This is a genomic window from Nocardioides sp. (genome assembly GCF_031422975.1).
Lineage (GTDB): Bacteria > Actinomycetota > Actinomycetes > Propionibacteriales > Nocardioidaceae > Nocardioides.
Genome location: NZ_JANPEO010000612.1, coordinates 1 through 10,535, shown reverse-complemented (window position 1 = coordinate 10,535; position 10,535 = coordinate 1). Strand labels below are relative to the sequence as shown.

The following is a 10,535-nucleotide window of genomic DNA, read 5'->3' as shown; positions in this document are numbered from 1 at the left end:
CCCGACGCCGAGCCCGGCCGCGATCAAGGGTCCGGCGAACTTCAGGGTCTCGGTGAGCGGGCGGATCTGGGTGGCGAAGTCATCGACCCGGTCGTTGTAGACCGCTCCCCGGAACAACGCGGTGTAGGCACCCCAGACCGCGTTCCAGGTGGCCTGGAAGAGGTCGCCGGGCCGGGCGAAGACATAGGAGGCGGAGGCGCGGACCTCCTCGTCGGTGAGCGCGATCATCAGCGAGCCGACGACGACGGCGAGGACCACGGCGAGGACGCCGGCCAGGGCGTTGCCCGAGGCGATCTCGCGCAGCACGGACTCCGAACGACTCGCGCCCCCGGGTCCTGCGGCCCGGGGCGACTCGTCCTGGTCCGCGTGGGCCTCGGCGTCGGGGGCGGGGCGGGGGGTCTCGGTGCCGCTCACGCGACCACATCCTTCGGGCGCTCGCCGGTCATCATCAGTCCGAGTGTCTCGCGTGGCGTGGTGCCGGGCACGATGCCGATCACCTGCCCGCGGTAGAGCACCATGATCCGATCGGCGAGGGCGACGACCTCGTCGAGCTCGGTGGACACGACCAGCACCGGAATCCCGCGGTCACGGGTGGCGACGATCTGCTTGTGGATGAACTCGATCGAGCCGACGTCGACACCGCGGGTCGGCTGGGCGGCCACGAGCAGGCGCAGCTCTCGCGAGAGCTCGCGGGCGACCACGACCTTCTGCTGGTTGCCACCGGACAGCTTGCCCGCAGGTGTGTAGATGTCGGGGGCGCGGACGTCGTACTCCTCGAGCTTCTCCCGGGCGAACTTCTCCAGGACGTCCCGGTGGAGCGAGCCACGCCTGACGAAGGGTGAGCGGAAGCTGCGGTTGAGCATGAGGTTCTCGGCGATGGAGAAGCCGCCGACCAGTCCGTCCTCTTGACGGTCCTCGGGGATGAACCCGACGCCGGCGTCGAGGATGTGTCGCACGGACCTGCCGACGAGCTGCTCGCCGTCGAGCGTGATCGAGCCCTCCACGTGGTCCTGGAGACCGAGGAGCGCCTCGGTGAGCTCGGTCTGGCCGTTGCCCTGGACGCCGGCCACGGCGAGCACCTCGCCGGCCCGGATGGTGAAGGTGATGCCGTCGAGGTGGACCTGGCCGTGGGCATCGACCACGCGCAGGTCGCGGACCACCAGCGCCTCGGCACCGAGGGTGGGGGCGTCCTTGTGGACCGTCAGCTCGACCGGGCGGCCCACCATCAGCGACGCGAGCTCGGCGTTGGTGGCCGTGGGGTCGGCCTCGCCGACGACCGCGCCGCGGCGGATCACGGTGATCCGGTCGGCGATCGCGCGCACCTCGCGGAGCTTGTGGGTGATGAAGACGATCGCCTTCCCCGCCTCCTTGAGCTGGCGCATGATCTCCATCAGCTCGTCGGTCTCCTGGGGCGTGAGCACCGCGGTCGGCTCGTCGAAGACCAGCACCTGCGCGTCGCGCGAGAGGGCCTTGATGATCTCGACCCGCTGCTGGACGCCGACCGGCAGATTCTCGACGAGCGCGTCAGGGTCGACGTGGAAGCCGAACTGGGCGGAGATCTCCCGGACCCGCTCGCGAGCGGCGTCGGCGTCGAGCGTCCCGGCGAAGCCGGTGGACTCGTTGCCGAGCATGACGTTCTCGGTCACGGTGAACACGGGGATCAACATGAAGTGCTGGTGCACCATGCCGATGCCCGCCGCCATGGCATCGCCGGGACCGGAGAAGTGCTGGACCACGTCGTCCAGCACGATCTCGCCCTCGTCGGCCCGGTAGAGGCCGTAGAGCACGTTCATCAGCGTGGACTTGCCCGCGCCGTTCTCACCCAGCAGGCAGTGCACTTCACCGGGCAACACCTTGAGCGAGATCCGGTCATTGGCGACCAACGACCCGAATCGCTTGGTGATGTTTCGCAGGACAAGCTTCATGGGACGGCATCCTATTCACCCGGGCAGCGCGCTTGGACATGACAAGGGGGAGATCGACGAGAACCCGTCGACCTCCCCCTTGTGGTGGGGCTATTCAGACTCGGCTGCTCACGGAGCCAGGTAGGACTTGACCTCGATGGAGCCGTCGATGATGCCGGCCTTGACCTCGTCGAGCTCGGCGGTGAGGGTGTCGGAGATCTTGCTCTCGTAGTTGTGGAACGGGGCGATGCCGACGCCGTCGTTCTCCAGCGTGCCGACGTAGGCCTCGAAGTCGAACGTGTCGTCGCCCGCAGCCATGAGCGCCTCGTACGTGGAGACCTTCATGTTCTTGAGGATCGACGTCAGGATGACGTCCTGGGTGGTCGGGTCGGTCTCGAACACGTCGGCGTCGACGCCGATCATGGCGACGTCCTTGCCGGAGTCGGCGATCGCGGTCAGGGCACCCTGGTAGATCGGGCCACCCACCGGCAGGACCACGTCGGCGTCCTGGTCGAGGATGCGGCGGGCCGTGCTGGTGGCCGCCTCGTTGGCCTCGAAGCCACCGGTGAAGGAGCCGGTCTTGCCGTTCCAGCCGACGACCTTGACGTCCTTGCCCTTCGTCTCGGCGTAGTAGTCGGCGCCCTGCTTGAAGCCGTCCATGAAGATCGTGACGGTCGGGAACTCCATCCCGCCGTAGGTGCCGATCACGCCGGTCTTGGTGTAGTCGGCGGCGGCGTAGCCGGCCAGGAACGCGGCCTCAGCCGTGTTGTAGAGCAGCGGCTTGACGTTGTCCGCGTCCTTGGTGCCGTCGAAGTCGTTGTCCGCGGCGTCGTCGATGAGGACGTATTCGATGTCGGGGTTGGCCTTGGCCGACTCCACGGTGGCCGCCGACAGCGCGAAGCCGACGGTGACGATGGCGTCACAACCCTGGGCGACGAGAGCCTCCAGGTTGGGGGCGTAGTCGTTCTCGCTGTTGGACTCAACGGGGATCAGCTCGACACCCAGCTCGTCGGCTGCCTGGGTGGCGCCCTCGAAGCCCAGCTGGTTGAACGACTTGTCGTCGAAGCCGCCGGCGTCGGAGACGATGCAGGGCTGGAAGTCGCTCGCTGCCGGCTCGCTCCCGCTGCTGGTGGGCTCGTCCTTGGGTGCGTCGCCACATGCGGCCAGGGTCACGCTGGCCATCAGCCCCACGATGGCGCCAACGACGACCTTGTTCGTCTTCCTCACAGATGCCTCCAAACTCAGTCGGCCCCCGGAGTGGGACCGCATATCGACTGAATGATGCCTGCAAGTCGTCCGGTGTGGGAAGGCAATCACTGAATCCGGTGCCGGTTCGAGACCTGATGGCAACAAGATGCGTCATAGTGAGTCCGATGGACTGGAACGAACTTCGTGGCGAGGCGACCACCGCCATGCGCCACGCTTATGCCCCCTACTCCCACTTCCCTGTCGGTGCCGCCGCACTGGCCGACGACGGGCGGCTGCTGGTCGGCTGCAACGTCGAGAACGCGGCGTACGGCGCGACGCTCTGCGCCGAGTGCGGGCTGGTGTCCGCCCTGCACGCCTCCGGTGGCGGCCGGCTGACACACTTCGTGTGCGTGAACGGCAACGCCGAGGTGATCATGCCCTGCGGTCGCTGCCGACAGCTCCTGTGGGAGCACGGGGGCGCCGACCTGCTCATCGAGACGCCGGAGGGCGTCCGCACGATGGCCGAGATGCTGCCGCAGGCATTCGGCCCCGACGACCTGAAGGATGTGTGAGTTGGCAACCCACGACGCCGTCGAGGTGATCAGCACCAAGCGCGACAAGGGCGAGCTGAGTGACAGCCAGATCGACTGGGTGATTGACGCCTACACCCGCGGTGACGTCGCCGACGAGCAGATGTCGGCGCTGGCGATGGCGATCCTGCTCAACGGGATGGTGCCGCGCGAGATCGCCCGCTGGACCGCCGCGATGATCGCGTCCGGCGAGCGGATGGACTTCTCGTCCCTGTCCCGGCCGACGGCCGACAAGCACTCCACCGGCGGGGTCGGCGACAAGATCACCCTGCCGTTGGCTCCGCTGGTCGCGGCGTGTGGCGTCGCCGTACCCCAGCTGTCGGGTCGAGGCCTGGGCCACACCGGCGGCACGCTCGACAAGCTCGAATCGATCCCCGGCTGGCGGGCCACGCTCTCCAACGAGGAGATGTTCGCCCAGCTCGAGTCCGTCGGCGCGGTCATCTGCGCCGCCGGGGACGGACTCGCGCCCGCCGACAAGAAGCTCTACGCCCTGCGCGACGTCACGGGCACCGTCGAGGCCATCGCGCTGATCGCGTCGTCGATCATGTCCAAGAAGATCGCCGAGGGCACCGGCGCGCTCGTGCTCGACGTCAAGGTGGGCGCCGGGGCCTTCATGAAGGACGCCGAGAAGGCGCGCCGGCTCGCCCGGACGATGGTCGACCTCGGCACGGACGCCGGTGTGCACACGGTGGCGCTGCTCACCGACATGAGCACGCCGCTCGGCCTGACGGCCGGCAACGCGATCGAGGTCGTCGAGTCCGTGGAGGTGCTGGCCGGTGGCGGTCCGGCCGACGTGGTGGAGCTGACCCTCGCGCTGGCCCGGGAGATGCTGGCCGGGGCCGGCGTGACTGACCTCGACCCCGCCGACAAGCTCGCCGACGGCTCGGCCATGGACGCCTGGAAGGACATGATCCGTGCCCAGGGCGGCGACCCGGATGCCACGCTGCCCGTCGCCAAGGAGTCGCACGTCGTCACGGCGCCGGCCGGCGGCACGCTGACCCGCCTCGACGCGATGGCGGTCGGACTGGCGGCATGGCGGCTGGGTGCCGGGCGCGCCCGCAAGGAAGACCCGGTGCAGGACGGTGCAGGTGTCGTGTGGCACGCCCGGCCCGGCGACACCGTCACCCAGGGACAACCGCTGTTCACCCTGCTCACCGACGAGCCCGACCGCTTCGACCGGGCACTGGCCTCGCTCGAGGGTGGCTACGACATCGATGGGGCCATCGGCGACGGGGAGTTCACGCCCCGGGACCTGATCATCGACAGGATCAGCTGATCGCAGGGTCGCCGAGTCCCCAACTCTGGCTAAGCCTGACCCTTTCCTCACGTGACGGGCCGTGGCGGCCCTAGCCTCCTGGCATCTCTGGGGGGAGCTTGGCATGGACGTTCACAGCGAAACGCTCGACGGCCGGATCAGGGGGCCGGTCATGCTGGTGCTCCTGCTCCTGCTCGGGGTCGCGCTCGGCGGTGGGGCTGCCTACCTGCTGATCAACGAGGCGGACCCGGAGCCGGCCGCCCGCGGCTGCGAGCAACAGCGCACGGTGCAGCTGGCGGTGCCGCTCTCGATGCTGGGCGTGGTGACGCGAGCTGTCGAGGAGATCGTCCCCGCGTGCACCCGCGTCGCACCTGACACCCGCACGGCCAGCCAGATCGCGCTCGCCGTCTCCACCGGAGCGCGGCCGCCGGACGTCTGGATCGCCGAAAGCCGGTTCTGGATGACGCCGACCTACCTCGGCGGCCCGGCCGCGCTGCGAGTGGTGACGCCGAGCGTGGCGCGCACGCCGCTGCTGCTCGTGGGCGGTCCGGCCGCACCGCGCTTCGCGTCGTGGGGCGCAGCCGAGGTGTCGGGACTGGTGTCGGTGCCCGATCCGCTGAGCTCCACGGTCGGGTCGCTGGCCGTGGTGGCTCCGCAGGCTGAGGCCGCGGAGCTCGGACGCGACAAGGCGCTGGCCCGCCAGATGGTGGTGCCGTTCGCCCAGGCGTACGGCGAACGCGTGTCGCGCGGACTGGACGCGGACGTGGGCATGTTCTGGGCCCGGAGGTCGTCGAGACGACTCGTGGTGGGCACTGAGCAGGAGCTGGTCGAGGCCCGCATCAACGCCCCCTACCTGCGCGACCTCACGCCGAGCATCGGCGCCCCGGTCCTGGACTTCCCGATGGCCGTGCGACAGGGGGCGGCGCCCGGATCCGGCGCCCTCGCCCGCGACCTGGTCCGCTACCTGGCCAGTGAGGAAGGGGCCGACGCCCTGCGAGAGGCCGGCCTACGGCCCGCAGCGGCGCCCGACGACACCCTGGGGGCCTCGGTCTCGGCCTTCCTGCCCACACCACCCGCCCGCACCGTCGCCGCCACGGTGCAGTCGTGGCGGACGCTCAGCGTGCCCTCGGCGATCCTGGCCGTCGTCGACGCGTCGGGGTCGATGGACTTCGACGCGTCCGGCGGCACGCGGATGGGCCTGTTGGCGGACGCCGCCGGGATCGGGTTGTCGTTCCTCCCCGACCACGCCCGGGTCGGCCTGTGGATCTTCTCGATCGACAAGGGCGGGCCGGGCCAGGACTGGCGGGTCCTCGAGCCCATGCGTCGCCTCGACGACCTCCGGTTCGGTCGGACCCAACGCTTCGCCCTGCGGGCCCGGGCGCAGGAGCTCCCCGCTCTGACGGGAGGCGGCACCGGTCTCTACGACACCGCCCTGGCGGCGTACCAGCAGGCCCTGCGTGACTATCGGCCGCACTACTCCAACGCCGTGGTGCTCATGACCGACGGGGAGAACGAGGACCCCGGGTCCATCGCCCTCGAGGAGCTCGTGCGCCGACTGGGTGAGCTGCGAGACCCCGATCGTCCGGTGCGCATCGTCGGGATCGCGATCAGCGAGGACGCGGACCTGGGGGCGCTCGAGCAGATGGCCGACGCCACCGGCGGAGCTGCCTACCTCGCTGCCCAGCCGGGGGACATCCTCGGCGTGTTCGCGCAGGCAGTGCTCTCGCGGTAGGTGTCGCTCAGCCGGCGAGCAGCAGGACCACGAGCTCGGCGACGCAGGCGGGCTTGTCGATGCCGTCGATCTCCACGGTGTGCTTGATGACGAGCTGCTTGCCCGTGGGCAGATCGGTGACGGCTCCGAACGAGACGTGCGAGCGCAGCCGCGAGTCGACCGGCACCGGGTGCGGGAAGCGCACCTTGTTCAGACCGTAGTTGAGTCGCGCGCCCGGAGTCTCGAGGGCGAAGCACTCGGTGTTGAAGAGCGGCAGCAGGCTCAGGGTCAGGAAGCCGTGGGCGATCGTTGCGCCGAAGGGGCCGGTCCTGGCACGCTCCTCGTCGACATGGATCCACTGGTGGTCACCGGTCGCGTCGGCGAACAGGTTGATCCGCTCCTGGTCGACCACCAGCCAGTCGGTGGTGCCGATCTCCGTCTCGGCGGACTGGGCGACCTCGTCAAGCGTGGTGAATATGCGCATGGCTGGAAGGATAGGGACATGCCTCAGCCCACTGGTCGGCCCACCTCCCTGCCCACCCGCGACGACGTTCGCCGCGCACCCAAGGTCCTCCTTCACGATCACCTCGACGGCGGCCTCCGACCGCAGACCGTCATCGACCTCGCGGCCGACTGCGGGCACGAGCTGCCCGCTCCCGATGCCGCGAGCCTGGCCCAGTGGTTCGTCGAGTCGGCCGACTCCGGCTCCCTGGTGCGCTACCTCGAGACGTTCGACCACACGGTGGCCGTGATGCAGACCGGCCCGGCCATCACCCGCGTCGCGCGCGAGTGCGTGGAGGACATGGTGGCCGACGGCGTGGTCTATGCCGAGGTCCGCTATGCCCCCGAGCAGCACGTCCAGCAGGGCCTCACCCTCGACGAGGTCGTCGCGGCCGTGCAGGAGGGCTTCGACCAGGGTGTCGCTGCCGCCGATGGACGCGTCGTCGTACGCCAGCTGCTGACCGCCATGCGTCACCAGGCCCGCTCCAGGGAGATCGCCGAGCTCGCCGTCGCCTGGCGCGACCGCGGCGTCGCCGGCTTCGACATCGCGGGTGCCGAGGCCGGGTTCCCGCCCACGCGACACCTGGACGCCTTCGAGTACCTCCAGCGGGAGAACGCCCACTTCACGATCCACGCCGGCGAGGCGTTCGGTCTGCCCTCCATCTGGGAAGCCATCCAGTGGTGCGGGGCCGACCGGCTCGGGCACGGAGTCCGGATCGTGGACGACATCACCGTGCATGACGACGGCTCGGTGGAGCTGGGTCGGCTGGCGGCGTACGTCCGCGACAGCCGGATTCCGCTGGAGATGTGCCCGCGGTCCAACATCCAGACCGGAGCCGCCGAGTCGATCGCCGAGCACCCGATCGGACTGTTGACCCGCCTGCGGTTCCGCGTCACGGTCAACACCGACAACCGGTTGATGAGCCAGACCTCGATGACTGAGGAGATGTCCGGACTCGTGGACGCCTTCGGCTACACCCTCGAGGACCTGCGGTGGTTCACCATCAACGCGATGAAGTCGGCGTTCCTGCCGTTCGACGAGCGACTCGCGATCATCGACGACGTGATCAAGCCGGGCTATGCCGCACTGATCACCGAGGCGCGCTGACCACGCACCACGGCTCGCGCCAGCCACCGAGGAGCAGGCGGCCCTCGATCCACTCCTGGCGGGTGACCCGCACGACGCGCCCGGAGCCGGGCTCATACATGCGCACGGCGTCCTCGAGCTGCTCGAGGGCCAGCACGACGTGGCGCGGGAGCCAGCGGCTGCCGACGTAGCAGGGGACGACGTCCCCCCGACCGAGGCTGGTGTTCATCGCGCCCCAGGCGCGACCCGGCCGGAACCGGGCAGCCACCACCCGACCCCTGGTCGAGCCTCGGCCGAGCTGCCGGGCCAGCGCCCACGGGGGAGTGCCGATGGCGCGCAACCACGGCACCTGGATGGCCCCGGCCACGTCGACCGGGCCGATGATGCGCCGGTGCATGGCGCTCACCTCCCGGTCGAACTCCTCGTCGCCGCCCGCCAGGAGTCGTCGGGCGTAGGTGTCGTTGCGCAGCGCCTCGGCCATCACTGCCACCGCGGCGCCGCAGCTGCGTCGATCGGGTTGCTGGAACTGGCGCCCCAGGACCAACCGGCCGGTCTCGGAGATGCTCATGTGCGGCTGCGGTCGGTCGTGATGCGCGCGAACGCCTCATCGGGCGTGGCGACGTGGCAGCCGAGCTCGACTGCGTGGGACACGACTCGTCGCTGGTCGCGCAACAGCGCCAGGCCCCGCCGGAACAGCATCAGGGGCGGCTTGCGTCGCTCCCTGAGGTCGCGGCTCAGGCGCCGCCAGAACGTGACAGCGGGTCGTTGGGTGATGCAGTACGCCGCTTCCAACAGCCCGCCGCGGTGACAGGCGGGCACGATCTCGGGAGCGAAGATCCCCTCGGCGACGAAGAGCGGCGAACCTGCCAGGTCGAGAGGTTGGGAGCCGCGTCGGCCATTGAGGGCGATCTCGTAGATGGGCACCTCGGTCACGCCGTCACGACACAGCTCCGTGAGCGCCACGAGCGTGTCGTCGTGCAGCCACGAGTCCGGATGGTCCCAGTCCACCAACCCGGTGTTGGCGCCCGAGGCGATCATCGGCAGCGTCGGGTCGTCGCCATCCTTGTAGAAGTCGTCGAGCCTCAGCACGGGCAGGCCCAGCCGTGCGGCCAGCCGCGACTTTCCCGCTCCGCTGGGGCCGGCAAGGACGATGACTCGGGCAGGCACGGACGCCAGTGTCTCAGGCGTGCGTCGGCTTTGCGCATTCCACCTGCCGAGACGCCGTGTTGCCCCTATCGTCGGCTTGCGTTCTCCCCCGGATCAGCATCGAGAGGCACCTTCATGTTCGGCGCCCACGCCATCACCACGCCCGAGCCCGACCACACGTCGGTCGACCCTTCGCCCCGCAGCGGCCGCTGGGCGGTCACCGGCCTCGTGCTGGTCCTCGTGGCTGCCGGCTGGTTCGGCCTCCAGATGTTCGGAGGCGACGAGAGCTCTCTGGCCTCGGCGGGCTGCACCTCCGCCACGACCACGACCGTGTCCATGATCGTGGCGCCCGCCCTGGCCGACCTGGTCGACGAGGCAGTGAACTCGCTTGCGGACAACGGGCAGTGCATCGAGCTGGACGTGACCACGGCCACCGTTGCCGATGTCGCGGCAGCTCAGGACGAGGTCGGCGAGGGTGAGGAGGACACGCTGCCCGACCTCTGGGTGCCGGACTCCCCCGCGTGGCAGAGTGTGCTGAACGAGGCCGACCACACCGGCAGGACGCTCGTGCCGGCGCTCGCCAGCACGCCGGTCGCCCTGGCCAGCGGTGTGTCGGAGCAGGCTCCGGCCACCTGGCTCGAGGTGCTCAGCTCGCCCCGCCTGGTGGTGTCGGACCCGTTGGCCAGCGGCGCCTCTGCGCTGACGATGCTGGCCCCGTTCTCCGAGGCGGCCGAAGGCATCGGGTCCGTCTCGGTGGCGCAGAACGCCATCGTGCCCGTCGCGCAGGCGTTCGGCGCCGAGGTCGCGGCCGGGCAGGTCGTCAACGACCTCACCATCGACACCATCACCGCCGGGGACGATCACTTGATCCCTGTCACCGAGCACGACCTCCTGATCGCTCGCCGGGGCAACGATGCGCTCAGGTGGGTGGTACCGGCAACCGGGGCCGCGGTCTTGAACTTCCCCCTCGTGCAGCCCCAGGCGCCCTCGGGCGGCATCTCCGTCGGCTCCGGCTCGTTGGACGTCGCCGGACGCACCGGCGACAGGATCGCGGCGTGGTTCACCTCCGAGGAGGGTCTCGCCGCCCTCGCCGGCGACCAGCTCCGCGGCGCCGACGGTGCGCCCATCGCGGACGCGGAGGTCGTCGGCGAGC

The 10,535-nt window shown here is 70.0% G+C and carries 10 protein-coding genes and 1 pseudogene; 5 read left to right on the top strand and 6 right to left on the bottom strand.

What is annotated here, in order from left to right:
* From RMO85_RS18225 to RMO85_RS18215, 3 genes and pseudogenes are all read right to left on the bottom strand, one after another.
* A pseudogene (locus tag RMO85_RS18225) lies at positions 1-414 on the bottom strand (ABC transporter permease); the annotation flags it as partial.
* Positions 411-1,925, bottom strand: coding sequence for an ABC transporter ATP-binding protein (locus RMO85_RS18220; protein WP_310530138.1), 1,515 nt, complete (start codon positions 1,923-1,925; stop codon positions 411-413). The gene RMO85_RS18220 and the pseudogene RMO85_RS18225, both read right to left, overlap by 4 nt.
* Positions 1,926-2,033: 108 nt before the next feature.
* On the bottom strand, positions 2,034-3,131 hold the full coding sequence (locus RMO85_RS18215; RefSeq protein WP_310530137.1) for a BMP family ABC transporter substrate-binding protein: 1,098 nt from the start codon (positions 3,129-3,131) through the stop codon (positions 2,034-2,036).
* 146 nt (positions 3,132-3,277) lie between these two features.
* Between RMO85_RS18215 and RMO85_RS18210 the strand changes: the two genes are divergently transcribed.
* The 3 genes from RMO85_RS18210 to RMO85_RS18200 all read left to right on the top strand — a co-directional run bounded on the left by RMO85_RS18210 (position 3,278) and on the right by RMO85_RS18200 (position 6,669).
* Positions 3,278-3,664 carry a cytidine deaminase gene (locus RMO85_RS18210; protein ID WP_310530136.1) on the top strand — a complete coding sequence of 129 codons (387 nt, stop codon included), beginning with the start codon at positions 3,278-3,280 and terminating at the stop codon, positions 3,662-3,664.
* Between the two features lies 1 nt (position 3,665).
* Positions 3,666-4,958, top strand: coding sequence for a thymidine phosphorylase (locus RMO85_RS18205; RefSeq protein ID WP_310530135.1), 1,293 nt, complete (start codon positions 3,666-3,668; stop codon positions 4,956-4,958).
* 103 nt (positions 4,959-5,061) lie between these two features.
* Positions 5,062-6,669: a substrate-binding domain-containing protein gene (locus RMO85_RS18200; protein WP_310530134.1), complete on the top strand. Its 1,608-nt coding sequence runs from the start codon at positions 5,062-5,064 to the stop codon at positions 6,667-6,669.
* Between the two features lie 7 nt (positions 6,670-6,676).
* Here the strand turns inward: RMO85_RS18200 and RMO85_RS18195 are convergent, their stop codons facing one another.
* Positions 6,677-7,132: a MaoC family dehydratase gene (locus RMO85_RS18195; protein WP_310530133.1), complete on the bottom strand. Its 456-nt coding sequence runs from the start codon at positions 7,130-7,132 to the stop codon at positions 6,677-6,679.
* 18 nt (positions 7,133-7,150) lie between these two features.
* On the opposite strand from RMO85_RS18195, the gene RMO85_RS18190 reads away from it, so the two are divergent.
* Positions 7,151-8,257: an adenosine deaminase gene (locus RMO85_RS18190; protein ID WP_310530132.1), complete on the top strand. Its 1,107-nt coding sequence runs from the start codon at positions 7,151-7,153 to the stop codon at positions 8,255-8,257.
* Here the strand turns inward: RMO85_RS18190 and RMO85_RS18185 are convergent.
* Together RMO85_RS18185 and RMO85_RS18180 are read right to left on the bottom strand one after the other, a co-directional pair.
* Entirely contained in the window at positions 8,241-8,804 is a 564-nt protein-coding gene (locus tag RMO85_RS18185; RefSeq protein WP_310530131.1) for a hypothetical protein, read from the bottom strand. The genes RMO85_RS18190 and RMO85_RS18185 overlap by 17 nt on opposite strands.
* Positions 8,801-9,403 carry an ATP-binding protein gene (locus tag RMO85_RS18180; protein ID WP_310530130.1) on the bottom strand — a complete coding sequence of 201 codons (603 nt, stop codon included), beginning with the start codon at positions 9,401-9,403 and terminating at the stop codon, positions 8,801-8,803. Before RMO85_RS18180 ends, RMO85_RS18185 begins: the two co-directional genes overlap by 4 nt.
* A gap of 114 nt (positions 9,404-9,517) precedes the next feature.
* On the opposite strand from RMO85_RS18180, the gene RMO85_RS18175 reads away from it, so the two are divergent.
* Positions 9,518-10,535 (top strand): hypothetical protein (locus tag RMO85_RS18175; protein ID WP_310530129.1); only part of this gene is annotated, 1,018 nt, incomplete at its 3' end.

Excerpts from the sequence above, each read along its gene's own strand:
- RMO85_RS18210 (WP_310530136.1), top strand. The coding sequence starts at position 3,278 with ATGGACTGGAACGAACTTCGTGGCGAGGCGACCACCGCCATGCGCCAC.
- RMO85_RS18220 (WP_310530138.1), bottom strand. The coding sequence starts at position 1,925 with ATGAAGCTTGTCCTGCGAAACATCACCAAGCGATTCGGGTCGTTGGTC.
- RMO85_RS18185 (WP_310530131.1), bottom strand. The coding sequence starts at position 8,804 with ATGAGCATCTCCGAGACCGGCCGGTTGGTCCTGGGGCGCCAGTTCCAG.
- RMO85_RS18200 (WP_310530134.1), top strand. The coding sequence starts at position 5,062 with ATGGACGTTCACAGCGAAACGCTCGACGGCCGGATCAGGGGGCCGGTC.
- RMO85_RS18195 (WP_310530133.1), bottom strand. The coding sequence starts at position 7,132 with ATGCGCATATTCACCACGCTTGACGAGGTCGCCCAGTCCGCCGAGACG.
- RMO85_RS18190 (WP_310530132.1), top strand. The coding sequence starts at position 7,151 with ATGCCTCAGCCCACTGGTCGGCCCACCTCCCTGCCCACCCGCGACGAC.